The sequence below is a fragment of the Achromobacter insuavis genome (assembly GCF_902859645.1).
In the GTDB taxonomy this organism is placed as follows: domain Bacteria; phylum Pseudomonadota; class Gammaproteobacteria; order Burkholderiales; family Burkholderiaceae_B; genus Achromobacter; species Achromobacter insuavis.
Genome location: NZ_CADIJR010000036.1, coordinates 33,118 through 56,611, shown reverse-complemented (window position 1 = coordinate 56,611; position 23,494 = coordinate 33,118). Strand labels below are relative to the sequence as shown.

At 69.0% G+C, this 23,494-nt stretch carries 23 protein-coding genes and 1 riboswitch; of the genes, 15 read left to right on the top strand and 8 right to left on the bottom strand.

Annotation, left to right across the window (positions count from 1 at the left end):
- Positions 1-17: 17 nt before the first annotated feature.
- The 8 genes from H0523_RS18350 (at position 18) to H0523_RS18315 (ending at position 10,210) form a co-directional block, all read left to right on the top strand.
- Positions 18-1,829 carry a copper resistance system multicopper oxidase gene (locus H0523_RS18350; RefSeq protein WP_054433147.1) on the top strand — a complete coding sequence of 604 codons (1,812 nt, stop codon included), beginning with the start codon at positions 18-20 and terminating at the stop codon, positions 1,827-1,829.
- 195 nt (positions 1,830-2,024) lie between these two features.
- Entirely contained in the window at positions 2,025-2,861 is an 837-nt protein-coding gene (locus tag H0523_RS18345; RefSeq protein WP_369817072.1) for a copper resistance protein B, read from the top strand.
- 19 nt (positions 2,862-2,880) lie between these two features.
- Positions 2,881-3,351, top strand: a complete 471-nt coding sequence (locus H0523_RS18340; protein ID WP_054433146.1) for a DUF411 domain-containing protein — start codon at positions 2,881-2,883, stop codon at positions 3,349-3,351.
- Between the two features lie 136 nt (positions 3,352-3,487).
- Positions 3,488-4,687 (top strand): phosphoglycerate dehydrogenase, encoded by a 1,200-nt coding sequence (serA, locus tag H0523_RS18335; protein ID WP_054433145.1) that lies wholly within the window; start codon positions 3,488-3,490, stop codon positions 4,685-4,687.
- Positions 4,688-4,867: 180 nt separating this feature from the next.
- Positions 4,868-5,392, top strand: coding sequence for a sigma-70 family RNA polymerase sigma factor (locus tag H0523_RS18330; protein WP_054433144.1), 525 nt, complete (start codon positions 4,868-4,870; stop codon positions 5,390-5,392).
- A gap of 2 nt (positions 5,393-5,394) precedes the next feature.
- Positions 5,395-6,399, top strand: coding sequence for a FecR domain-containing protein (locus H0523_RS18325; RefSeq protein WP_054433143.1), 1,005 nt, complete (start codon positions 5,395-5,397; stop codon positions 6,397-6,399).
- Positions 6,400-6,587: 188 nt separating this feature from the next.
- Positions 6,588-9,035: a TonB-dependent receptor gene (locus H0523_RS18320; RefSeq protein ID WP_231689891.1), complete on the top strand. Its 2,448-nt coding sequence runs from the start codon at positions 6,588-6,590 to the stop codon at positions 9,033-9,035.
- On the top strand, positions 9,035-10,210 hold the full coding sequence (locus H0523_RS18315; protein WP_082404676.1) for a PepSY-associated TM helix domain-containing protein: 1,176 nt from the start codon (positions 9,035-9,037) through the stop codon (positions 10,208-10,210). Before H0523_RS18320 ends, H0523_RS18315 begins: the two co-directional genes overlap by 1 nt.
- Positions 10,211-10,241: 31 nt before the next feature.
- Here the strand turns inward: H0523_RS18315 and H0523_RS18310 are convergent, their stop codons facing one another.
- Positions 10,242-10,850, bottom strand: a complete 609-nt coding sequence (locus tag H0523_RS18310) for an HD domain-containing protein (RefSeq protein ID WP_054433142.1) — start codon at positions 10,848-10,850, stop codon at positions 10,242-10,244.
- 73 nt (positions 10,851-10,923) lie between these two features.
- Positions 10,924-11,799, bottom strand: coding sequence for a LysR family transcriptional regulator (locus tag H0523_RS18305; protein WP_054433249.1), 876 nt, complete (start codon positions 11,797-11,799; stop codon positions 10,924-10,926).
- 141 nt (positions 11,800-11,940) lie between these two features.
- Here H0523_RS18305 and H0523_RS18300 point away from each other — a divergent pair, with 141 nt between their 5' ends.
- From H0523_RS18300 to H0523_RS18285, 4 genes are read left to right on the top strand one after another with little or no spacing between them, the layout of a single operon-like run.
- Positions 11,941-12,372: a VOC family protein gene (locus H0523_RS18300; protein ID WP_006386852.1), complete on the top strand. Its 432-nt coding sequence runs from the start codon at positions 11,941-11,943 to the stop codon at positions 12,370-12,372.
- A 24-nt stretch (positions 12,373-12,396) separates the two neighbouring features.
- Positions 12,397-13,131 (top strand): 5-oxoprolinase subunit PxpB, encoded by a 735-nt coding sequence (pxpB, locus tag H0523_RS18295; RefSeq protein WP_054433141.1) that lies wholly within the window; start codon positions 12,397-12,399, stop codon positions 13,129-13,131.
- Positions 13,128-14,117: a 5-oxoprolinase subunit C family protein gene (locus H0523_RS18290; RefSeq protein ID WP_054433140.1), complete on the top strand. Its 990-nt coding sequence runs from the start codon at positions 13,128-13,130 to the stop codon at positions 14,115-14,117. The genes pxpB and H0523_RS18290 overlap by 4 nt, the downstream gene beginning before the upstream one ends.
- Positions 14,118-14,146: 29 nt before the next feature.
- Positions 14,147-14,917, top strand: coding sequence for a LamB/YcsF family protein (locus H0523_RS18285; RefSeq protein ID WP_054433139.1), 771 nt, complete (start codon positions 14,147-14,149; stop codon positions 14,915-14,917).
- Positions 14,918-14,928: 11 nt separating this feature from the next.
- Here H0523_RS18285 and H0523_RS18280 read toward each other — a convergent pair whose 3' ends face one another.
- Positions 14,929-15,630: a GntR family transcriptional regulator gene (locus H0523_RS18280; protein ID WP_082404675.1), complete on the bottom strand. Its 702-nt coding sequence runs from the start codon at positions 15,628-15,630 to the stop codon at positions 14,929-14,931.
- A 113-nt stretch (positions 15,631-15,743) separates the two neighbouring features.
- Positions 15,744-16,382, bottom strand: coding sequence for a trimeric intracellular cation channel family protein (locus H0523_RS18275; protein WP_054433137.1), 639 nt, complete (start codon positions 16,380-16,382; stop codon positions 15,744-15,746).
- A 267-nt stretch (positions 16,383-16,649) separates the two neighbouring features.
- On the opposite strand from H0523_RS18275, the gene H0523_RS18270 reads away from it, so the two are divergent.
- Positions 16,650-17,519 (top strand): universal stress protein, encoded by an 870-nt coding sequence (locus H0523_RS18270; protein ID WP_054433136.1) that lies wholly within the window; start codon positions 16,650-16,652, stop codon positions 17,517-17,519.
- A 37-nt stretch (positions 17,520-17,556) separates the two neighbouring features.
- Here the strand turns inward: H0523_RS18270 and H0523_RS18265 are convergent, their stop codons facing one another.
- The 4 genes from H0523_RS18265 to H0523_RS18250 all read right to left on the bottom strand — a co-directional run bounded on the left by H0523_RS18265 (position 17,557) and on the right by H0523_RS18250 (position 21,695).
- The gene (locus H0523_RS18265) at positions 17,557-18,837 is read right to left on the bottom strand and encodes a muropeptide transporter (RefSeq protein WP_082404673.1); all 1,281 of its coding nucleotides are present in this window, start codon (positions 18,835-18,837) and stop codon (positions 17,557-17,559) included.
- A gap of 69 nt (positions 18,838-18,906) precedes the next feature.
- A complete protein-coding gene (metW, locus tag H0523_RS18260) occupies positions 18,907-19,521 on the bottom strand; it encodes a methionine biosynthesis protein MetW (RefSeq protein ID WP_054433135.1) in 615 nt (204 codons plus the stop codon).
- Positions 19,518-20,789 carry a homoserine O-succinyltransferase MetX gene (metX, locus tag H0523_RS18255; RefSeq protein ID WP_054433134.1) on the bottom strand — a complete coding sequence of 424 codons (1,272 nt, stop codon included), beginning with the start codon at positions 20,787-20,789 and terminating at the stop codon, positions 19,518-19,520. Before metX ends, metW begins: the two co-directional genes overlap by 4 nt.
- Positions 20,779-20,860: riboswitch (SAM riboswitch) on the bottom strand. (Overlaps the previous gene by 11 nt.)
- Before the next feature lie 79 nt (positions 20,861-20,939).
- Positions 20,940-21,695, bottom strand: a complete 756-nt coding sequence (locus H0523_RS18250) for a GntR family transcriptional regulator (RefSeq protein ID WP_054433133.1) — start codon at positions 21,693-21,695, stop codon at positions 20,940-20,942.
- 181 nt (positions 21,696-21,876) lie between these two features.
- Here H0523_RS18250 and H0523_RS18245 point away from each other — a divergent pair, with 181 nt between their 5' ends.
- Positions 21,877-22,158, top strand: coding sequence for a UxaA family hydrolase (locus tag H0523_RS18245; RefSeq protein WP_054433132.1), 282 nt, complete (start codon positions 21,877-21,879; stop codon positions 22,156-22,158).
- Positions 22,159-22,190: 32 nt separating this feature from the next.
- On the top strand, positions 22,191-23,366 hold the full coding sequence (locus H0523_RS18240) for a UxaA family hydrolase (protein ID WP_054433131.1): 1,176 nt from the start codon (positions 22,191-22,193) through the stop codon (positions 23,364-23,366).
- Positions 23,367-23,494: the final 128 nt, after the last annotated feature.

The window sequence follows — 23,494 nt, the reverse complement described above, 5'->3', positions numbered from 1 at the left end:
GCCGCCGCGGATCCGTCATGACAGCCTTCCCCATTCCCGCCCGCCGCCGCTTCGTGCAGGGGCTGGCCGCCGGCGGCGCGCTCGCGGCGCTGGGCGGCTGGCGCGCCGCCGTCGGCCAACCCGCGGCCCCCGCCCTGCCCGCCGAACTGCGCGGCACCGAATTCCACCTGGAGATCGGCGAGACCCCGGTGAACTTCACCGGCGCCGCCCGCATCGCCACCACCGTCAACGGCCAGGTCCCGGCGCCGCTGCTGCGCTGGCGCGAGGGCGACACGGTGACGCTGCACGTCACCAACCGCCTGCGCGAACAGACCTCGATCCACTGGCACGGCATCCTGCTGCCCACCGACATGGACGGGGTGCCGGGCCTGAGCTTTGCGGGCATCGATCCGGGCCAGACCTTCACTTACCGCTTCGACGTGCGCCAGAGCGGCACCTACTGGTATCACAGCCATTCGGGTTTCCAGGAGCAGACGGGCCTGTACGGCGCCATCGTCATCGACCCGAAGCGGCGCGACCCCATCGCCGCGGACCGCGACTACACCGTGCTGCTGTCGGACTGGACGGACGAAGACCCGATGCGGCTCTTCGACAAGCTCAAGGCCATGCCCGACTACTACAACCGCAACCAGCCCAGCGTCGAGAGCCTGATCCGCGATGCCGGCGAGAAGGGCTGGCGCGCGGCGCTGTCCGAGCGCCTGATGTGGGAACAGATGCGCATGAACCCGTCCGACCTGGCGGACGTGTCGGGCGCCACCTACACCTTCCTGACCAACGGCGCGACGCCGGCCGGCAACTGGACCGGCCTGTTCAAGCCGGGCGAGCGCGTGCGCCTGCGCTTCATCAACGGCTCGGCCATGACGTACTTCGACGTGCGCATCCCGGGCCTGAAGATGACGGTGGTGGCGGCCGACGGCCAGGACGTGCGGCCGGTCGATGTGGAGGAATTCCGCATCGCCGTGGCCGAGACCTACGACGTGATCGTCGAGCCCGCCGAAGACCGCGCCTACACCATCTTCTCGCAGGCGATGGACCGTTCCGGCTATGCCCGCGCCACCCTGGCGCCACGCCCCGGCATGCAGGCCGAAGTGCCGGCCGTCGATCGCGCGCAACTGCTCGGCATGATGGATATGGGCATGAAGCACGACATGGGCGGAGGCGGTCACGACATGGCGGGCATGAGCGGCATGGATCACGGCGCCGCCCCGGCGGCGGCCGGCGCGATGGCCGGCATGAACCACGGCGCAATGCCCGGCATGGACCACGGCGGCGCCCACGGCAGCGGCGCCGGCCAGGGCGGCATCGTCGAGGTCAGGCACCCCTATCCCGAGGAACGCGGCCCCGGCAACTCGATGCTGCCCGACGTGGTGTCCACCCGTCTGGACGATCCCGGCATCGGCCTGCGCGACAACGGCCGCCGCGTGCTGACCTACGCCGACCTGCGCTCGATCCGCGAACCCGACGACAACCGCGCGCCGACCCGCGAGATCGAACTGCACCTGACCGGCAACATGGAACGCTACATGTGGTCGTTCAACGGCGTGAAGTTCTCCGACGCCAGGCCCATCGTGCTGCGCCATGGCGAGCGGGTGCGCTTCGTGCTGGTCAACGACACCATGATGACCCACCCCATCCACCTGCACGGCCTGTGGAGCGACCTGGAATCGCCCGACGGCGCCTTCCTGGTGCGCAAGCACACCCTGTCGCTCAACCCCGCGCAGCGCCTGAGCTACCGCGTCAGCGCCGATGCCCGCGGCAACTGGGCCTACCACTGCCACCTGCTGTACCACATGGAGGCCGGCATGTTCAGGGCGGTCGTGGTGGAGTAGGCGATGAGAAAACGGAACATGCGCATTTTCTTTCCCTTGTCGCGCCGCGCCGCGCTGGCCGCCGCCCTGCTGGCGGGCGCGGCCGGCCAGCCGGCCCACGGCCAGGCCATGAGCGACCACGCCGGCATGGACCACGGTTCGATGCCAGGCATGGATCATGGCGCCGCCAAGCCGCAGCCGGCAACGCCGCCGGCCATGGATCACTCGTCCATGCCCGGCATGGACCACGGCGCCGCCAAGCCCCAGCCGGCAATGCCGCCCGCCATGGATCATTCGTCCATGCCCGGCATGGACCATGGCGCGCCCGCCGCCGCCCCGCCCGTCGGCAGCCTGCCGTCCAGCGACGGCGCCGGCCAGCGCGGCTACGACAGTTACGGGATCCACCCGCACATGATGGACAACGCGGCCTCGTCGCGGCTGCTGTTCGACAAGTTCGGCTGGTCGCGCAACCGCGACGGCCAGAACGCGCTGGAGTGGGACGGCCGCTTCTGGTGGGGCACCGCCACCGACCGGCTGGTGCTCAAGAGCGAAGGCGAACGTGAAAGCGGCGGCGGCTCGGACGGCAAGGTGGAAGCCTTCTGGAGCCATGCCATCTCGCCCTTCTGGGACCTGCAGCTGGGCGCGCGCCGCGACGTCGGCGCCGGCCCCAAGCGCAACTGGGCGGCGCTCGGCATCGAGGGCGTGCTGCCCTACAACATCGAGTTCGAGACCACCGCCTACGCCGGCCCGTCCGGCCGCACCGCGCTGGCCATGAAGGCCGAGTACGACCTGCTGCTTACCCAGCGTCTGATATTCACCCCCGAACTCGAGGCCAGCGCCTATGGCCGCAACGACCCCGAACGCGGCATCGGCTCGGGCCTGTCCAAGGGCTCGCTGTCGCTGCGCCTGCGCTACGAGGTCACGCGCGAATTCGCGCCCTACATCGGGGTATCCTTCGAACGTAAGTTCGGCCGCACCGCGGACTATGCGTCCGCCGCCGGCCAAGGCCGCTCGCAGGCCGCCGTGCTGGCGGGCGTGCGCTTCTGGTTCTGATCCTTTCTCGCGGAGACCCATGAAAAAAACCCTCACCCCCGCCCGCCTGCTCCTGGCGGCCGCGCTATCCCTGCCCCTGTACGCGCCGCTCCTCGCGCAAGCCCAGTCCGCGCCCAAGGTCCAGGTCTGGAAGACGCCCACCTGCGGCTGTTGCGAAGACTGGGTCAAGCACATGCGCGACAACGGCTTCGAGGTCACCACCCACGACGTGCAGGACACCGGCCCGGTGCGCCGCAATGCCGGCATGGCCGACTATGGCTCCTGCCACACGGCCGTGGTGGACGGCTACGCCATCGAGGGCCACGTGCCCGCCAGCGACGTGCGCCGCCTGCTGCTGGAAAAGCCCGACGCCGCCGGCCTGGCCGCCCCCGGCATGCCGCTGGGCTCGCCCGGCATGGACGGCCCCGAATACGGCGGCCGCAAGACCCCGCACGATGTCCTGCTGGTGGACAAGCGCGGCGGCGCCAAGGTGTTCCAGGCGTATCGTTGAAACACAGGGCCGGGGGCCGCCCCGGCCACCCGCCTGAAACAATTCATCCCCACCATGGCTATGGGTACCTCTTGCACCGCAGCAAAAATGCGCCACAATAAATAAAACGCATTTCCCACCCCGACCCCTGGCAGTCATGGCACACATCGTCCTGTTCGAGAACATCCACCCGAGCGCCCGCGCCGTCTTCGAAGCCGCCGGCTACACCGACATCGTCACGCACGCCGCGGCCCTGCCGCCGTCGCAGCTGCAGGACGCCCTGCGCGGCGCCCATGTCGCGGGCATCCGTTCTCGTACCCACCTGGATGCCGCCCTGCTGTCCGGCAGCCCCGACCTGCGCGTCGTCGGCTGCTTCTGCATCGGCACCAACCAGGTCGACCTCGACACCGCCATGCAACGCGGCATCCCGGTGTTCAACGCGCCGTTCTCCAACACCCGCTCGGTCGCCGAGCTGGTGCTGGGCGAAGCCATCCTGCTGTTGCGCCGCATCCCCGAGAAGAACGCCCGCGTCCATCTCGGCCACTGGGACAAGAGCGCCGCCGGCGCCTTCGAGACCCGCGGCAAGACGCTCGGCATCGTCGGCTACGGCAACATCGGCTCGCAGATCAGCACCCTGGCCGAAGGCCTCGGCATGCGCGTCATCTACCATGACGTCGAAGCCAAGCTGCCGCTGGGCAACGCCCGCCCGGCCGGCTCGCTCAACGACCTGCTGGAACAGGCCGACGTCGTCACCCTGCACGTGCCCGGGGGCAAGTCCACCGAGAACATCATGAATGCGGAGACGATCGGGCGCATGCGCCGCGGCGCCATCCTCATCAATGCCTCGCGCGGCACCGTGGTCGACATCGACGCCCTGCATGCCGCGCTCAAGTCCGGCCACCTGGCGGGCGCCGCGCTCGACGTGTTCCCCACCGAACCCAAGGGCGCCGACGAGCCGCTGGCCAGCCCGCTGATCGGCCTGCCCAACGTCATCCTGACCCCGCACATCGGCGGCAGCACGCAGGAATCGCAAGAGAACATCGGCCGCGAAGTGGCCGAGAAGCTGGTGCGCTTCCTGCAGGCCGGCACCACCAAGGGCGCGGTCAACTTCCCCGAGCTGCCCTACCTGGAGCCGGCCGGCGCCACCCGCATCCTGCACGTGCACCGCAACGCCCCGGGCGCGCTCGGCACGCTGGACAACCTGATGGCGCAGCACGGCCTGAACATCGTCAGCCAGACGCTGCAGACCAAGGGCCAGATCGGCTACGTGATCACCGACGTCGAAGGCCAGGTCGACGACCTGGTCATGACGACGCTGCGCGATCATCCGATCACGGTGCGCTGCGACCGGCTGTAAACCGGTTCAAGCCAGGAAAAAAGGCCCGCCTTGCTCGGGCCTTTTTTCCTGGGTCGCGGCGGCTGCGTCAGGCAAGCCAGGGTCTGCCGGCATTGCGCGACCTATCGGACTTCAGTTATAAACGATAACCATTCCTATCCATATTGAAATAGGCGTCCCTCCCGCGCCTGGGTCCGTCCGATGTCCGCCGCCGATCTCCCCGTGCAGCAAGACCTGCACGCTCTTTACAGCGATCATCACGGCTGGCTGCTGGGATGGCTGCGGCGCCGCCTCGGCAATGCGGCGGATGCCGCCGACCTGGCGCACGACGCCTTCCTGCGCCTGATCGTCCGGCCCGCGCCCGATGGCTTCGCCAGCGCCGGCGCCGCTCGCGCCTACCTGCGCACCATGGCGCAGGGCCTGTGCACCGATCTCTGGCGCCGCCGACAGGTGGAACAGGCCTGGCTGGACAGCCTGGCCGCGCAGCCCCAAGCCTATGCGCCGTCGCCGGAGCACCAGGCGCTGGTCATCGAGACCCTGCTGGAGGTCGGCGAGTGGCTCGGCCGCCTGCCGGACAAAGCCCGCATGGCCTTTATCCAGGCACAGATACACGGGCTGTCCACCCTCGAGATCGCCGACCAGATGAACGTGTCGCCGCGGATGGTGCAGAAGTACCTGGCCCAGGCCATGCTGCATCTGGCGCTGATCGACGCCGGGTTGAACTAGCCATGGCGGCAGCGATCCAGCCCGCCTCGCCCCTTCCGGTCCGGGCGGATTATGAAAGCCTGAAGGTCGCGGCCGAATGGTACGCGCGCCTGCAGAATGCCGATGCCAGCGCGCAACAACGCCTCGCCTGGCAGCATTGGCTCGACGCCCGGCCCGAACACCGCAGCGCCTGGGCGCACGTCGAGGCCGTGAGCCGCCGCTTCGCCGTGCTGCGCCTGGACGGCGAGCGCGACGCCGCCGAGCAAGCCGTGCAGATCGCCTCGCGGCGGCCTTCCGCCCGCCGCCGGGCGGCAGGCCGCATCCTCGCCCTGGGCGGCGTCGGCGTGCTGGGCTGGCTGGGTTGGCGCTTCACGCCGCTGCCCGCGGTCGTGACCGCCTGGCGCTCCGACTACGCCACCGGTATCGGCGAGCAACGCCAACTGGTCCTGGCCGATGACACCCGCGTCTGGCTCAACACCCGCAGCGCCATCAACGTACGCCTGGACCCGACGCAGCGCCTGGTGGCGCTGGCCGGCGGCGAGATCCTGATCGACACCGCCAAGGACGCGCGGCAGCGCCCGTTCTTCGTCGACACCCGCTTCGGCCGGCTGCAGGCCCTCGGCACCCGCTTCACGGTCAGGCAGGCCGACGACGACATCCTGCTGGCGGTCTACGAGGGCCAGGTACGGATCCACACCCTCTCCGGGCAGGAAGCGCTGGTACACAGCGGCGAACAGACGCGCTACCGCGCCGACGCGATCTCCGAGGCCGTGCCGGCCGATCCGGCCCGCGAGGCCTGGTCCCGCGGCGTGATCCTGGCCGAAGACCTGTCGCTGGGCGATCTCGTGGCGGAACTGGGGCGCTATCACGTCGGCTACACGGGCGTGGATCCCCGCATCGCCGGCCTGCGCGTGGTGGGCCGCTATCCGGCCAACGACCTGCCGCGCACGCTGGCGATGCTGGAGCGCGAATTGCCGGTCCGCATCCAGCGCACCTTGCCATGGTGGGTGACGCTCGAACCGAAATAAGGTCCTCGAAAAAAAATTCGCGCCGGGGTTCGCTTTTCCGCTGCTCGTCCGATTAACAGGGAAAGAGGACCACGCAAACCCGTGCCGCGTCCCGGCCGCCCGGCCCGCCCCGGACAGCCAGACGACGCCCCGCGCGCGCAAGCCGCGGCCCTCTCCTTGCCCATCCCTGCTCCAAGGAAGACCGCTCCATGCGCCGCCCGCAACACCCCGCCCGCCCCGGGCCGTCCATTCCCTCATCGCCCCGGCCCGTTGCCCTGCAGCGCGTGTTGCGCAAGACCGTGCTCGGCGCGCTCCTGATGACCGCGCTGGCCCCGGCGGCCCATGCCCAGGACGCGGCCCGCGCCGTCAGCGCCACCCATGCCTATGACGTGCCCGCGGGCCCGCTGGCGGGCGCCCTTAGCCGCTTTGCCGAACAAGCCAACATCCTGCTCAGCGTGCCGGCCGACATGACCGCCGGCAAGACCAGCCCCGGCGTGCGCGGCGCCCACAGCGTCGACAGCGCGTTCCGCGTCCTGCTCGCCAACACCGGCCTGGAAGCCGTGCGCCGGGCCGAGGGCGGCTACGCGCTGCGGCCCGCCCCGGCGACATCCGCCACCACCCTGCCCGCCGTGGTGGTGAGCGGCGCCAGCGCCTCGGTGCTGCCTGAAGCGTACGCGGGCGGCGAGGTGGCGCGCGGCGCGCGCGTCGGCCTGCTGGGCAACCGCGACTTCCTGGACACCCCGTTCAGCGCGACGTCGTACACGGCCAAGCTGATCGAAGACCAGCAGGCGCAGAACATCGGCGACGTGCTGGTCAACGATCCCTCGGTCCGCAACACCTATTCGCGCGGCGCGGGCCGCGACGAATTCAATGTCCGCGGCTTCACGCTGTTCAACTACGACGTCGCCTACAACGGCCTGTACGGCATCTCGCCGCGCAACGCCACGTCATTGATCGGCATCGAACGCGTCGAGGTGCTGCGTGGCCCCAATGCGCTGCTCAATGGCATGGCCCCGTTCGGCTCGATCGGCGGCTCCATCAACCTGGTGCCCAAGCGCGCGGGCGATGAACCGCTCAACCGCATGACGCTGTCGTACATCGAGAACAACCAGTTCGGCGCGCAGGCGGATATCGCCCGCCGCTTCGGCGAGGACGATCGCACCGGCGTGCGGCTGAACGTGCTGCGCAGCGGCGGCGACATGAACATCTCCGGCGCCGGCGAAGACCTGGGCGCCGTCTCGCTCGGCCTGGACTATCGCGGCAACCGCTTTCGCATCGACGGCGACATCAACTACCAGAACCGCGTGACCGATGCCCGCAGCGGCCTGCTGTTCCCGCCCGGAGGGGGCCAGGAAATCGGCCACGCGCCGGACCCGAAGCGCAACTTCTTCCCCGACTGGACCTACTGGAAGGCCAAGGAATGGAGCGGCGACGTCCGCGCCGAGTACGACCTTTCCGATGACTGGACCGTCTATGGCGCGCTGGGCGCCCGCAAGCACGACTTCGAGAGCCTGCAGACCACCTGGCTGATGCTCGACTCGGCCGGCCGCATCGGATCCGTGCCCGCCCGCCTCAACGAACGGCTGCTCAGCAAGACCGGCGAGGTCGGCATCCGCGGCCGCTTCGATACCGGCCCGGTCAGGCACGAGCCGACGCTGTCGGCCAGCTTCCTCGACATCGACTATTCATCGGCGCGGGTGCGCTCGTCCACGGTGTTCTCGGACCTGTACGACCCCGTCGACCTGGCCAAGCCGAACATCGCCAAGCCCACCGACCTGGGCAAGACGAGCGAAACGCGGCTGTACAGCGTGGCGCTGGCCGATACGCTGTCCGTGATGGACGGCGCGGTGCAGTTGACCGCCGGCCTGCGCCAGCAGCGCGTCCAGTCGGTCAACTACAACCCGGCCACCGGCGACCGCACCTCGGACTACGGCAAGTCGGCCGTCACGCCGGCCATCGCGCTCGTGGTCAAGCCGACCCAGCGCCTGTCGCTGTACGGCAACTACATCGAAGGCCTGAGCCAGGGCGGCACGGCGCCGGCGGAAGCCGTGAACGCCGGCGAGACCTTCAAGCCCGACGTCTCCAAGCAGTACGAGATCGGCGCCAAGTACGACTTCGGCACGGTCGCGGCGACCTTGAGCGCGTTCCAGATCGAGCAACCCAGCGCCTACGTCGACCCCGATACCCTGCGCTACCAGGCCGACGGCCGGCAGCGCAACCGCGGCGTCGAATTCCTGCTGCAGGGAGAACTGATGCCGCGCGTGCGCCTGCTGGGCGGCGTGGCGTACACCAATGGCGTGCTGACCAAGACCGAAGGCGGCCTGAACGACGGCCGCACCGCGCCGGCGGTGCCGCGCTGGCAGTTCAACGCGGCGGCGGAATGGGACACGCCGTTCGTGCAGGGCCTGACCCTGACCGCACGCATGCTGCGCACCAGCACCCAGTACGTGGACGCGGCCAACACCCAGCAACTGCCCGGCTGGACCCGTTTCGACGTGGGCGCACGCTACGCCATGAACATCAACCGCACGCCGGTGACGTTGCGGGCGACGGTGGAAAACGTGTTCAACAAGCACTACTGGCAATCGGCCGCGCGCGAAGGACTGACGGTTGCCGCGCCGCGCACCCTGCTGCTGTCCGTGACCGCGGAATTCTAGTGCGGCCGCAAGCCCGCGCCACGCCCGGCGCGCAACCGCCGGCGTCCCCATCGCGGCGCGCGCCGGCGGGGCGCGGCAAGGCCTGGTATCGGATCCACAAATGGTCCAGCCTGGCCTGCACGCTGTTCCTGCTGGTGGTCTGCCTCTCGGGCCTGCCATTGATCTTCGATGAAGAGATCGTGACCTGGCTCGACCCCTCGCCGCCCTGGCCCACGCTCGCGCCGGGCACGCCGGCGCCATCGCTCGACGCCATCATCGATGCGGCGCGGGCGCGCCATCGCGCGCACCGGGTCGTCGACGTGGAAGTGTTGCGCGATCCGCCCCGCGTCACGCTCGGGCTCGCCCCCGGGCCACAGGCCGCCGCCGGGACGCCGTCGCTGCGCCTGGAGTTCGATGCGCGCGACGGCACCCCGCGAGCCGCCATCACCGACTCGGACGAGGGGCTGGGCAGCCGCATCGTGACGCTCATGACGCGCCTGCACATCGATCTCTACGCCGGTTTGCCCGGCCAGTTGCTCCTGGGCGCCATGGCCCTGCTGTTCTCGCTGGCGGTGATATCGGGCGTGGCGCTGTATCACCCGTACATGAAAAAACTGCCCTTCGGCACCGTCCGCGCCCACCGCGCGCGCCGCCTGAAATGGCTGGACCTGCACAACCTGCTGGGCATCGTCACCGTGGTCTGGGCGCTGATGATGGGCCTGACCGGCGCCCTGCACGAACTGGCGGTTCCCTTCTTCCGCCATTGGCTGTCGACCGAGGTCCAGGCCGCGATTTCGCCCCGGATCGATACCCCCCCGGCCAGCGCCACGGCCTGGGCCTCGGTGCAGCAGGCCTATGCCGCCGCGCGGGCCGCCGTGCCGGGCAGGCAGGTCGAATCGCTGCGCTTTCCCGATGCCAGCCTGGGCCTGCCTCGCCACTATCTGCTGTGGGCCAAAGGCGACACCGCTCTCGGCGCGCACCTGTTCGACGCCGTCCTGGTCGATGCCCCCACGGGCAAGCTGACCGCGGTCCTGGACATGCCCTGGTATCTGCGCGCGCTGCAGTTCTCGCGGCCGCTGCACTATGGCGACACCGCCGGCCTGCCGCTCAAGCTGATCTGGGCCGCGCTCGACCTGGTCATGATCGTGATCCTGGCAAGCGGCCTCTATCTCTGGCGCCGGCGCGCCGGGCAATAGCGACACCCGGCCCAGGGCCTCGACCGCCGGCTCAATCCGCCGCGTCGGACGCCGCCGGCGCACTTCCCCCGAAATGCGCCGCCACCCAGCGCTCGCAGACTTCCCACAATTGCGGCGCCCCGCGCTGGATCACCGGGCCGTAACGGGCCAGCACCTGCTCGTGCGACACGCCGTTCTCGGTCCAGGTGCCGCCGCCCGTGAACACGTTGATCAGCAGCGGCTGGAACCGGTCCAGCGCCTTGGCGAAGCGCGCGTCCTCGCTCTCGGCCTGCTCGAATTCCCGCCACAGCGCCAGGAATTCGTCGCCCTGCGGCGAGGGCAGCAGGCCGAACAGCCGTGCGGCCGCCTTGTGCTCCTGCTCGGCCTGCCACACCGCCGACGAGCCGCCATGGATCGGAAAATCGCCGACGTCGATCTCGACCACGTCGTGCAGCAGCAGCATCCGCATGACTCGCTGGGTATCCACCGGGCCGCTGGCGTATTCGCTCAGCACCAGCGCGTACAGCGCCAGATGCCAGGAATGCTCGGCGGAATTCTCCTTGCGGCTGCGGTCCAGCAGCGGCGATTGCCGGATGACGGTCTTGAGCCGGTCGATTTCCCGGAGGAAGGCCAGTTGTTGTTCCAATGCGGTCGCTGCCATGGTGTCCTGCGTGGGCGTCAGTCTTCGGTCGGATGTCGATCGAGTCCCCGACACTGTACTGCCATGGCGGCGCTCAGGGCGCCAGCGTGGTCCCGGCCGCCCGCGCCAGGCATTCCGCCATCTTGCCGCCGACGCTGCCGGCGTCGAACGGCAGCCGCCCGATGATGCCAATCTCGCGATGGAACGCCGCCTCGCCCAGCGACACCAGCCGCAGCCCGTCCAGGTCGAGGCCGCGCAATCGCGGCAACAGCGCCACGCCCAGCCCATGACGCACCATGTTGGCGATGGCCTCGATCTCGTCGAGCTCCACCGCCTCGTGCACCGTGATGCGCTGCTTCTTCAGGAACAGGTCCACCACGCGCCCGCCGAAGGACGCGCGGTCGTAGCGGATGAAGGGTTGCGCGGCCAGCACCTCGCGCCATGGCGCGGGCGCCATCGCGGCCGGCATCGCCAGCACCACTTCCTCGCGCAGCAGCGGCTGCCAGCCCAGCTCCGGCGGCAGCGTGAACGGCGGCCGGATCAGCAGCGCCATGTCGACCTCGCCGGCGTCGACCTGCCCCAGCAGCGACAGCGACACCCCCGGCACGATCCGCACCCGCACGTCGGGATAGCCGGCGCGGAACTCGCCCAGCGCCCGCACCAGCAGGTCCTGCTGCACCGAGGCGATGGCGCCGATGCGCAGCGATCCGCTGACGTGGCCGGCCCCGGCCGAGGACGCCATGCGTTCGGCCATGGCCACCAGCTCCTCGGCCTGCGGCAGCATCTCGCGGCCATGGTCATTCAGCACCGCCGCGCGCGCGCTGCGGTCGAACAGCGCCACGCCCAGGTAGTCCTCCAGGCGCTTGATCTGGGCGCTGACGGCCGACTGGGTCAGGCCCAGCTGGGCCCCGGCGCCGGTGAAAGTGCCGTCGCGCGCCACGGCGATGAAGGTCTTGAATTCTTTGATCACGATCAATATTTTCGATGCTAAGACACAAAAAATATCGTTTTTCAATCAAAAAAACAATTCATAAACTAGCAACTCAGGACACGACCCGATGGTGACGGTCCGCATTCTGAATTACCTTTTCCGCCTTATCCGGAGCTTTTCATGACCGCTCAAACCAACCTGCCGCCGTTCCACCTGGCCTTCCCGGTCCGCGACCTGGCCGAAGCCCGCGCCTTCTACGGCGAAAAGCTGGGCTGTCCGGAGGGCCGCAGCTCGCCCGAATGGATCGACTTCAACTTCTACGGCCACCAGATCGTCGCCCACCTGGCCCCCAGCGAATGCGGCCACAAGGCCACCAGCGCGGTCGATTCGCATAATGTGCCCGTGCGCCATTTCGGCGCGGTGCTTTCCATGGAACAATGGGAAGCCATGGCCAAGCGCCTGACCGATGCCGGCACCGAGTTCGTCATCGAGCCCTACATCCGCTTCAAGGGCGAAGTCGGCGAACAGGCCACCATGTTCTTCCTGGATCCGTCGGGCAACGCGCTGGAATTCAAGGCGTTCAAGAACCTGGATTCGTTGTTCGCCAAGTAATCCGTCTCTACAGGTTTCGTGCCGTTGAACGCTATATCAGACATATCTTCTCCGGCCGAAACCGCCTGGCGCATCCAGCCCCAGGGCGACCGCTGCCTCATCGTCGCTTTTGGTGACCAGATCGACGCCGCCATCGGCCGCACCTGTCTGGCGGCGGCGCGCAAGCTGCGCGACGCCGGCCTGCCGGGCGTGACCGACGTGGTGCCGTCGTTCGTGGCGGTGGCGGTGCATTACCGGCCCGACGGCCTGGGCAACGGCCCCACCTACGCCGACCTGGCCGAACGCATCGAGGCGCTGCTGGCCGACGGGATCGCGGCCGACAACGCCGCCGGCCGCGAAATCGATGTGCCCGTCTGCTACGGCGGCGACTACGGCCCCGACCTGCAGGACGTCGCCAAGGCCGCCGGCCTGACGCCCGACGAAGTCATCGGGCTGCACAGCGGCCCGCGCAGCATGGTGTTCATGCTGGGCTTCGCCCCCGGCCATGCCTACCTGGGCGTGCACGACGAAAAACTGAATCTGCCGCGTCGCGCCTCGCCGCGCACCGCGGTGCCGGCCGGCGCGGTGGCCATCGCCAACCGCCAGACCGTGATCTACCCCAACCGCCTGCCCGGCGGCTGGCACATCATCGGCACCACGCCGCTGACCATGTTCGACCCCGCGCGCGACCCTGCCGCGTACCTGCAACCGGGCGACTCGGTGCGCTTCGTGCCGATCACCCCCGACGAATTCGAGCGCCTGCGGGAGGCCCGGCCGTGAGCGTTGCCGTCATCAAGCCGGGCATGCTGTCCAGCTTCCAGAACCGCGGCCGCGAGGGCTACCAGCACCAGGGCATCCCGGCCGCCGGCGCCATGGACGAACGCGCCCACCGCCTGGCCAACGCGCTCGCCGGCAACACCGGCGACCCCGCCACGCTCGAGATGACCCTGACCGGTCCCACGCTGCGCTTCGACGCGCCGGCCTGCTTCGCGCTGGCGGGCGCCGACCTGGGCGCCACGCTCAATGGCCAGGATATCCCCCAACACCGGCCGCTGGTCGCCCGCGCCGGCGACACGCTGGCCTTCGGCGCGCGGCCGGCCAATGGCGTGCGCGGCTACCTGGCGGTGCACGGCGGCTTTGCGCTGACGCCGGTGATGGGCAGCGAAACCACCTACCTGCGCAGCGGCTTCGGCGGCTTCGAGGGCCGCGCGCTGGCCAGGGGCGACCAGGTCGGCCTGCGCCAGGCGCTCGACGGCCGCGACCTCGACGCATTGCAAAAGGCCCTGTGGGACCTGCGCATCTACCTGCCCGGCGCGCTCGGCAACAAGCAGCGCGACACCATCCGCTTCCTGCCCGGCATGCAATGGCAGGAATTCTCCGAGGCCACCCGCCATGCCTTCGGCGGCTCGGAATTCCGCATCAGTCCGCAGTCCGACCGCATGGGCTACCGCCTGCAGGGTCCGGCGCTGTCCATGAGCCAGCCGCGCCAGATGCTATCGGAAGCGGCCTGCTTCGGCACCGTGCAGGTGCCCTCGGGCGGCGAGGCCATCATTCTCATGGCCGACCGGCAGACCACCGGCGGCTATCCCAAGATCGCGCAGATCGCCACCGTCGACCTGCCCTTGCTGGCGCAATACGCGCCAGGGCGCACGCTGCGCTTTTCCCTGATCGAACTCGAGGACGCGCAACGCCTGGACGGCGAGCGCGAACGCGCCTTCACCCAATTGCTGGACGCGCTGGCGCCGCTGCGCGCGCTGCTGGGGTGAACGGCCCTAACCCAGACAGGAACCCCATCATGAGCACAAGCATCGACCTGAACTGCGACATGGGCGAAAGCTATGGCGCCTGGAGCATGGGCAACGACGCCGCGGTGCTGGCCTTCGTCAGCTCGGCCAATATCGCCTGCGGCTTCCATGGCGGCGACCCCGCCACCATGCGCAAGACCGTGGCCGCCGCCCTCAAGCAGGGCGTGGCGCTGGGCGCGCACCCCAGCCTGCAGGACCTGGTCGGCTTCGGCCGCCGCGCGATTCCGATCACGCCGGACGAAGCCTACGACATCACCGTCTACCAGATCGGCGCGCTGGCCGGCGTGGCCGCCTCGCAAGGCGCGCGGCTGCACCACGTCAAGGCGCATGGCGCGCTCTACAACATGGCCGCCAAGGACGAAGGCCTGGCGCGCGCCATCTGCCAGGCGGTCAAGGACGTGGATGCCTCGCTGGTGCTGTACGGGCTGGCCGGCAGCAAGCTGATCGACGCCGCGCGCGCCATCGGGCTGGCCGCGGCCAACGAGGTCTTCGCCGACCGTTCCTACCAGGACGACGGCTCGCTCACGCCGCGCACCCGCGCCGGCGCCATGATCGAGAACGTCGACCAGGCGGTGGCGCAGGTCGTGCGGATGGTGCGGGAAGGCAAGGTGCGCTCAGTCGACGGTAGGGACGTGCCGGTGCAGGCCGACACGCTCTGTATCCACGGCGACCAGCCCAATGCGCTGGTATTCGCCCGCGCCATCCGCGAAGCGCTGGAGCGGGCCGGCATCGCCGTGCGCACGCCGTCCGCGCACGCCTGACGGTCGCGGGCTTATGCGCGCCCGTAGCGCGACGCGGACTCTTCGGCGTCCTGCAGCGACGCCTCGTGGTAGGCCCGCAGGATGCCCGGCAGCACATCGACCACGTAATTGCGCGTCAGCTCGGCGGCGCGGTCGAAATCGCGCTGGTCCAACGCCTGCGTGATGCCCTGGGTGTAGGCCTGCAGGTTGTTCGAGGCCATGGTCTGCCTGGCCAGCAGGTAGCGCAGCGGCTCGACCTGCTCGTACAGCTTGGTTAGCACGTCCGCCAGCGGCGAATTGCCGGTGAAGCGGGCGCTGGCCAGGTAGAACTCGCGCAGCGCCGAGATGTAGGCGCGCACGTCGCCCTTGGCCATGGCGGCCGCGATCGCCTCGTCATAGCTGCGCAACTCGGCCACCAGGGGCGAGATGTCGTCGATCTCGGCGACCTGGCGGATGCAATAGGCTTCCAGCTCCGCGCGCAACTTGTACAGGTGGCGGATCTGGGTTTCGGAATACAGGGTGACCCGAAAGCCTTTGCGTTGGACGTGCGTCACCAGGCCGCTCAGTTCCAACAGACGCAGCGCTTCCCGGATGGGACTGCGGCTGGTGCCGAAACGCTGCTCCAGTTCCTGTTCCCGCAATGGCTGCCCGGGCCTGATAGTGCCATCCACTATCAATTCACGAATCTGTTCCTGAAGGAAATACGGAATCGTGGCGGGCGCTTTGACGTCCAATCGGCTCCCCTTGTACTGCGTGATGCAAAGTATTGCGACAGCGACAAGATACTAGAAATTTATTGAAACACAAATAGGAAAATTGTTGCAGGAATGCGGGCTGCGAGGGGGCCTCAGTGCCAATCGTCGCGGTACACGAACTTCGGCATCTGCCAATTGAAGCGCAGGGCCAGCAGGCGCAGCGCCAGCCCGACCGCCAGCGCGATCGGCACGGCGGCGTTGGCCGGCAGCCCCAGGGCCTGCACGCCCAGGTAGAGCGCCCCGGTCACCACCGACACGCTGGCGTACAGCTCCTTGCGGAACAGCAGCGGCACCTCGTTGCAGAGCACGTCGCGCAGCACGCCGCCGGCGCAGCCGGTGATCATGCCGCTGATCAGCACCACCGTGATCGGCAATTGCATCAGCTGCGCCACCTGGCAGCCGATGACCGTGAACGCCACCAGGCCCAGGGCGTCGGCCAGCAGGAACACGCTGCGCAGGCGCCGCATCACCGGGGCGATCAGCGCGGTCAGCAGGGCCGCGCCCGCCGTCATCCACAGGTACTCGGGATGCACCACCCAGGTCAGCGGGTAGTGCCCCAGCAGCACGTCGCGCAGCGAGCCCCCGCCCAGCGCGGTGACGCAGGCGATGATGCACACGCCCATCCAGTCCATGTCGCGCCGGCCGGCCGACAGCGCGGCGGTCATGGCTTCGGCCACGATGGCGACCAGGTAAAGCGTGTGCAGCAGGGCGGGCGAAAGATCGTAGAACATGGAGCGGGCGGAAATGGGGCAAAGGCCGCCCGAAAATCGGGGAACGGTCGCGGGGAACGGTCGGCGGCAGGCCCCATTGTATTGACGCGGGCGGCGGCCGGCGCATTGCCGGACGGCCGCGCCTCCCTTACGCTGGAAGCGCGTTGACATCGGTCAAGCCCCGGTCCGCGCCCCGGCGGGACAATGGGAGTGTGCCCGCAAGGGCGATATTGGCCGGACGGCGGGCTAGCGGGAGTCACCGTCCCGGCCCCATCTCGGGAGAAACGTATGTCGCAACAACCTGGCCCCATCCTTCTGGCCACGGACCTCAGCGCGCGGGGCGATCGCGCCCTGGATCGCGCGCTGCAACTGGCCAAGGAGCTCGACACCAAGCTGGTCGTGCTGCACGTCATGGAAAACCACGGCGTGTCGGCGCGCCTGACCACCCCGGTCTGGCGCCGGCTGGCCGCGGACCACAAGGCCGTGGCCGAGCGCGAACTGGCCGAAGACCTGGCCAACGCCGGCGTCGCCACCGAAGTCGTGGTGGTCACGGGCGATCCGCTGGTGCGCATCATGGAAACCGCCGACAGCTTCGGCTGCTCGCTGATCATCGCCGGCATCGCCCGCGACGAGACCCTGGGGCGGCTGCTGCTCGGCACCACGGTCGAGAAGCTGGCGCGGCAGGCGCGCCAGCCGGTGCTGGTGGTCAAGAACCGGCCGCGCAAGCCGTACCGCGACGTGCTGGTGGCCACCGACTTCTCGGCCGGCTCGCGCCAGGCGCTGCGCGCCGCGCTGCAGCTGGTGCCCAACGCCGACCTGACGCTGTTCCACGCCTACGACGTGCCGTTCCAGGGCAAGAACGTGCCGGACGACGCCGTCACCCGCAGCTTCTACCACGCGGCCGAGCAGAGTTCGCGCGAGTTCATCGCCGAGACGCCGGAACTGGCCGACGTGACGCCGCCCAAGGTGGTGCTGGAATGCGGCCAGCCGGAAACGGTGCTGTCGGAATACTCGTTCAACCACCGTTCCGACCTGGTCGTCACCGGCACCCATGGCCGCACCGGCCTGCTGCGCACCGCCATCGGCAGCGTCGCCGAGCGCCTGCTGGAAGCGCTGCCCAGCGACGTGCTGATCGTGCGCCTGACCGACGAGGCGTAGCGCGCCGCCCTGGCGCCGGACCCGCACGGGCCTGGCGTCAGGCGTCGCCGTCCTGGATCATGGCCTCGATGCGGCCGCGCAGCAGATACAGCAGCAACAGCCCCGGCAGTGCGATGACCACCGTCACCAGGAAGAACCCCGGCCAGCCCAGGTGTTCGACCAATGGCGGCGTCAAGGGTCCGGCCAGATAGGTCCGGCCCACGGCCGACAAGGCCGACAGCAGCGCGAACTGCGTGGCCGAGAAGCGCTGGCGGCACAGGGCCATCAAGAGCCCGACGAAGGCCGCCGTGCCCAGGCCGCCGCACAGGTTTTCCAGCCCCACCGCCGCGCCCATCAGCCAGATGCTCTTGGGGCTCACGGCGATCAGCCAGTAACCCAGGTTGGACACCGCCTGCAGCAGGCCGAACACCATCAGCGACCGGTACAGGGTCCAGCGCGACATGATGAGCCCGCCGGCCAGCGCGCCGACCACGGTCGCGGCCATGCCCATGACCTTGTTGACCGCGCCGACCTCGGTGGGCGTGTAGCCCGCGCCGCGGATCAGGAAGGTGGTCGAGAGCGCGCCGGCAAAGGCGTCGCCCAGCTTGTACAGCACGATCAGCAGCAGCACCGCCAGCGCGCCGCGCCGGGTGAAGAACTCCTGCAAGGGCGCCGACACGGCCTCGCCCAGGCTGCGCGGCGGCTTGGCCACGTGCTCCGGCTCGGGCGCCCACAGCGTCGCCAGCGCGCACAGCAGCATCAGGCCGCCCATCACCGCATAGGTATTGCCCCAGCCGATCCACTGGTCGGCCAGGATCAGCGCCAGGCCGCCGGAAACGATCATCGCCACCCGGTAGCCCATGACCTTGATGGCCGCGCCGGCGCCGCGCTCTTCCTTGCGCAGCACGTCGGTGCAATAGGCGTCGAAAGCGATGTCCTGGGTGGCCGACAGGAAAGCCACCAGCACCGCCAGCAGGGACAGCGTCTGCAACGCCGAAGACGGCGACAGCGTGCCCATGACCATGATCGCCAGCCCCAGCAGCACCTGCGTCACCAGCATCCAGCCGCGGCGCCGGCCCAGCAGCGGCGGCGCATAGCGGTCCACCAGCGGCGCCCACAGGAACTTGAGGGTGTAGGCCGTGCCCACCAGGGTCAGGAAGCCGATCTGCTGCAACGGCACGCCGGCCACGGTGGCCCAGGCCTGCAAGGTGCCGCTGGTCAGTGCCAGCGGCAATCCGCTGGCGAACCCCAGGACCAGCAGGGGCGCGACGCGGGGACTGGTGTAGACGTTGGATACAGCGGTAATGACGGTCTCCTGGAACGAGCCGCCGCGGCGCACGGGCGTGCGCGGCGGGCTTGCGGCATTTTAGGCGCTGGCGCCCGGGCCGTCAGCCCGCGTTGCAGAATGTCAGGGCGAGGCGAAGCGGTACACCGCCAGGGTGCTGCGCCAGCTCGGGAAGGCCTTGATCTCGCGCCCTTCGTTGAAGGTGGCGCGTTCCAGGATGCGCAGGCCCAGCTCGCCGGCCAGCTGCTCGAAGTCGCGCAGCGTGCACAGGTGGATGTTGGGTGTGTTGTACCACTGGTAGGGCATCTGGCCCGTCACCGGCATGCGCCCGCGCAGGATGGCCCAGCCGTGCGGCCAATAGCCGAAGTTGGGGAACGACACCACGCCATGGCGCGCCACCCGCGCCATTTCGCGCAGGATGTGCTCGGTGCGGTGCATCGACTGCAGCGTCTGCGACAGCACCACGGTGTCGAACTGCTTGTCGTCGAACAGCGCCAGGCCGTCTTCCAGGTTCTGCTGGATCACCTCGACGCCGCGCCGCACGCAGGCGATGACGCAGGTGTCGTCCACTTCGACGCCCGCGCCGCGCACCTGGCGCTGATCGCGCAGGTGCGCCAGCAGGGCGCCGTCGCCGCACCCCAGGTCCAGCACGCGGCTGCCGGGCTCGATCCAGCTGGCGATGCGCGCCAGGTCGGGCCGCAGCGCGGTCAGGGCGGGACGGGGAGTCACAGGAGTCATGCGGAGCGTCCTTCGGTCTGGGCGGCGCCGGTCAGCTGCAGTTCACGGGCGATGCGCTCGTAGTAGCCGCGCACCACCGCATGGTAGCGCGCGTCCTCCAGCAGGAAGGCATCGTGCCCGTGCGGCGCGTCGATCTCGGCGTAGGTGACCGGGCTGGCGTTCTTGAGCAGGGCGCGCACGATCTCGCGCGAGCGCTCCGGCGGGAAGCGCCAGTCGGTGGTGAACGACACCAGCAGGAAGTCGGCCTTGGCCGGCGCCAGCGCGCGCGCCAGGTCGCCGCCGGTCTTGCGGGCCGGATCGAAGTAATCCAGCGCGCGCGTGATCAGCAGGTAGGTATTGGCGTCGAAATAACGGGTGAACTTCTCGCCCTGGTAGCGCAGGTAAGACTCGACCTCGAACTCGACGTCGTAGCCGTAGTGGTAGGCGCCATCGGCCGCCGGCGCGCGCTGGGCGCGGCCGAATTTCTCGGCCATGTCATCGTCGGACAGATAGGTGATGTGGCCGATCATGCGCGCCACCGACAGGCCGCGGCGCGGCACGGTTTCCTGCGCGTAGTAGTCGCCGCCGTGGAAATCCGGGTCGGTGATGATGGCGCGCCGCGCCACCTCGTTGAAGCCGATGTTCTGCGCCGACAGGCGCGGCGTGCTGGCGATGACCACGCAATTGGCCACGCGCTCGGGCAGCGTGATGGCCCAGCTCAGGGCCTGCATGCCGCCCAGCGAGCCGCCCATCACGGCGGCGAAGCGTTCGATGCCGAAGTGGTCCGCGACCCGGGCCTGCGCCTGCACCCAGTCTTCCACCGTCAGCACCGGGAAGGCGGCGCCCCAGGGCTTGCCGGTCTCGGGATTGATGCTGGCCGGCCCGGTCGAGCCGAAGCACGAGCCCAGGTTGTTGACGCCGATGACGAAGAACACGTTGGTGTCCACCGGCTTGCCGGGGCCCACCATGTTGTCCCACCAGCCGACATCGCTGGGGCTGTCGGCCGCCTGCCCCGCCACGTGATGCGAGGCGTTCAGGGCGTGGCAGATCAGCACGGCGTTGCTGCGCGCGGCGTTGAGCGTGCCGTAGGTTTCGACCGCCAGCTCGTAGGAAGCCAGCGACTGACCGCTGAGCAAGGCCAGCGGCTCGTCGAAACGCAGGAAGACGGGAGCGACCAGTCCGACGGAACCGGGATCAGCGGCGTCGGACTGAGAGATGGCGGCGGCGGGCAGGGTCGCGAGCGCGGCGCTGGCCGAATCACCGGCCGAATGTTGGGCAGGAGTGGTCATACGGACCTCTTTAGCTGGATTTATTGGAAGGCGCCCGCAAGCGGATCAGGCAAATCGGCGCCGAAAATTGGGTAGTGCGGCAGGAATTCTAGCACTGCTTGCGCGGGGGGCCGCAAGCGCCCGCGTCCGATACGCGGGCCGGGCGGCGGCTCAGGCCCCCGCCTCCCAGGGTTCATGCCCCAGGTATTCGTAGCGTTCGGTGTTGACGCGCGAGATGCGCCATTCGACCGGCTGGCGGTTGTAGGAATACGCCAGGCGGCGGATCTCCAGCAACGGCCCGCCCTCGGCCACGCCCAGCCAGCGCGCATGGGAACGGTCGGCCAGGCAGGTGCGCAGGCGTTCATCGGTGGCGATGACGTTGACGCCGAACACGTCCTGGTACAGCGCGTACAGCGTGCTGGCGCGTTCGCGCAGGTGCGCTTCGGTCATGCCCGGAAAGCGCGATTCCGGCAGGCAGATGTCGTCGACCATGACCACATCGCCGTTCAGCGACAGCATGTTGAGGAACTCGAACACGTAGGCGCCGGCCGGCAGGCCAAGCTTGTCGCGCGCCTCGGCCGAGGCCTTGACGCGGCGAAAGCGCAGCAGCTCGGTGGCCGGATACGACTTGTGGCCGTCCTGGCGCAGGATGCGGAAGAACTTGAAGAAGTGGTGGTTGCGCGTGTGCACCGCGACATAGGTGCCGCGGCCCTGATGGCGCACCAGGATGTTCTCGGCGGCCAGTTCGTCGATGGCCTTGCGCAACGTGCCGATCGACACGCCGAAGCGCTCGGCCAGGTTCTTCTCCGGCGGAATCGCCTCGCCCTGCTTCCATTCGCCTTGCGCCAGCGCGGCAAGCACGGCCTGCTTGACCTGCTCGTACAAGGGACTGCCCAAAGGCACAGTCGATGACAGGCTGGTGTTCATGGGTGCATCGCAATAAATCAGGGCCTCCAGTGTAGCGGCGCGGACCGCCTCGGCTCAAGTCATACAATTCATATATATGATTTAGTTGACATGCGAAAAAGCCCGCCCTAAGATTTGCCGGACGTTGTGATCCGAAGCGCCCGCGGCACTCCGCCGCGCGCTCACCCAGGAGAGGAAGACGATGATTCACGCCGTATTGCACGATGCCAAGGACACGGTGGCGGTCGCCGTGGTGGAGGGCCTGACCGCCGGAACGGAGCTCAATGCCTGGATCATGGACGAGGACAAGATCGTCCACGTGCGGGCCTCGCAGGACATCCCCATCGGCCACAAGGTCGCGATCAAGGACATGGCCGTGGGCGACACGGTCTTCAAGTACGGCGTGGACATCGGCCGCGTGGTCGCGCCGATCCAGGCCGGCCAGCACGCCCACGTGCACAACATCAAGACCAAGCGCTGGTAAGCCGCCTCCCCTCGCCCACACAGGAAACCATCATGTCCGTCATCAATGCTCAGACCACCTTCCAGGGCTACCGCCGCGACAACGGCCGGGTCGGCGTGCGCAACCACGTCATCGTGCTGCCCGTGGACGACATCTCCAACGCCGCGGCCGAGGCCGTCGCCAACAACATCAAGGGCACCCTGGCCCTGCCCCACCCCTACGGCCGCCTGCAGTTCGGCGAAGACCTGGAACTGCACTTCCGCACCCTCATCGGCACCGGCTGCAACCCGAACGTGGCGGCGGTGGTGGTGATCGGCATCGAGGAAGGCTGGACCAAGCGCGTGGTCGACGGCATCGCCGCCACCGGCAAGCCGGTCATGGGCTTCAGCATCGAGCTGCACGGCGACCACGACACCATCATGCGCGCCTCGCGCTGCGCCAAGGAATTCGTGCACTACGCCACCGCGCTCACGCGCAGCACGTGTCCGATCTCGGACCTGTGGGTCTCGACCAAGTGCGGCGAGTCCGACACCACCTCGGGCTGCGGCGCCAACCCGACCGTGGGCAACGCCTTCGACAAGCTCTACGCGCTGGGCTCGACGCTGGTGTTCGGCGAGACCTCGGAACTGACCGGCGGCGAACACATCGTGGCCGAGCGCTGCGCCAACGACGCCGTGCGCGAACGCTTCATGTTTATGTTCGACCGCTACCAGGCCATGATCGACCGCTGGAAGACCAGCGACCTGTCCGAATCGCAGCCGACCAAGGGCAACATCGCCGGCGGCCTGACCACCATCGAGGAAAAGGCGCTGGGCAACATCCAGAAGATCGGCAAGCAGTGCCGCGTCGACGGCGTGATCGACAAGGCCGAGATCCCCGACGGGCCGGGCCTGTGGTTCATGGACTCGTCCTCGGCCGCGGCCGAGATGGTGACGCTGTGCGCGGCCTCGGGCTACGCGGTGCACTTCTTCCCCACCGGCCAGGGCAACGTCATCGGCAACCCGATCCTGCCGGTCATCAAGATCTGCGCCAATCCGCGCACGGTGCGGACCATGTCGGAACACATCGACGTCGACACCAGCGCCCTGCTGCAACGCGAGATCGACCTGAACCAGGCCGGCGACAAGCTGCTCGAATGCATGCTCGCCACCGCCAACGGCCGCTGGACCGCGGCCGAGGCCCTGGGCCACCGCGAGTTCGTCCTGACCCGCATCTTCGAAAGCGCCTGACGGCGCCCGGCCGGCGCGCCACGCGCGCCGGCCGCCCCCGCAGTTCCTCGCAACACACGCACAAAAGCATGCAGACCCGGGCGCAAGCCGCCACGGCAGCACAGGCGTAAGCATTCCTACCCGGGCGC

Coding starts and splice junctions, on each gene's coding strand:
- serA (WP_054433145.1), top strand. CDS start 3,488: ATGGCACACATCGTCCTGTTCGAGAACATCCACCCGAGCGCCCGCGCC.
- H0523_RS18350 (WP_054433147.1), top strand. CDS start 18: ATGACAGCCTTCCCCATTCCCGCCCGCCGCCGCTTCGTGCAGGGGCTG.
- H0523_RS18240 (WP_054433131.1), top strand. CDS start 22,191: ATGTCCGTCATCAATGCTCAGACCACCTTCCAGGGCTACCGCCGCGAC.
- H0523_RS18310 (WP_054433142.1), bottom strand. CDS start 10,850: ATGGCAGCGACCGCATTGGAACAACAACTGGCCTTCCTCCGGGAAATC.
- H0523_RS18300 (WP_006386852.1), top strand. CDS start 11,941: ATGACCGCTCAAACCAACCTGCCGCCGTTCCACCTGGCCTTCCCGGTC.
- H0523_RS18270 (WP_054433136.1), top strand. CDS start 16,650: ATGTCGCAACAACCTGGCCCCATCCTTCTGGCCACGGACCTCAGCGCG.
- H0523_RS18330 (WP_054433144.1), top strand. CDS start 4,868: ATGTCCGCCGCCGATCTCCCCGTGCAGCAAGACCTGCACGCTCTTTAC.
- H0523_RS18345 (WP_369817072.1), top strand. CDS start 2,025: ATGGATCACTCGTCCATGCCCGGCATGGACCACGGCGCCGCCAAGCCC.
- H0523_RS18325 (WP_054433143.1), top strand. CDS start 5,395: ATGGCGGCAGCGATCCAGCCCGCCTCGCCCCTTCCGGTCCGGGCGGAT.
- metW (WP_054433135.1), bottom strand. CDS start 19,521: ATGACTCCTGTGACTCCCCGTCCCGCCCTGACCGCGCTGCGGCCCGAC.
- H0523_RS18340 (WP_054433146.1), top strand. CDS start 2,881: ATGAAAAAAACCCTCACCCCCGCCCGCCTGCTCCTGGCGGCCGCGCTA.
- H0523_RS18245 (WP_054433132.1), top strand. CDS start 21,877: ATGATTCACGCCGTATTGCACGATGCCAAGGACACGGTGGCGGTCGCC.
- H0523_RS18275 (WP_054433137.1), bottom strand. CDS start 16,382: ATGTTCTACGATCTTTCGCCCGCCCTGCTGCACACGCTTTACCTGGTC.
- H0523_RS18250 (WP_054433133.1), bottom strand. CDS start 21,695: ATGAACACCAGCCTGTCATCGACTGTGCCTTTGGGCAGTCCCTTGTAC.
- metX (WP_054433134.1), bottom strand. CDS start 20,789: ATGACCACTCCTGCCCAACATTCGGCCGGTGATTCGGCCAGCGCCGCG.
- H0523_RS18285 (WP_054433139.1), top strand. CDS start 14,147: ATGAGCACAAGCATCGACCTGAACTGCGACATGGGCGAAAGCTATGGC.
- H0523_RS18320 (WP_231689891.1), top strand. CDS start 6,588: ATGCGCCGCCCGCAACACCCCGCCCGCCCCGGGCCGTCCATTCCCTCA.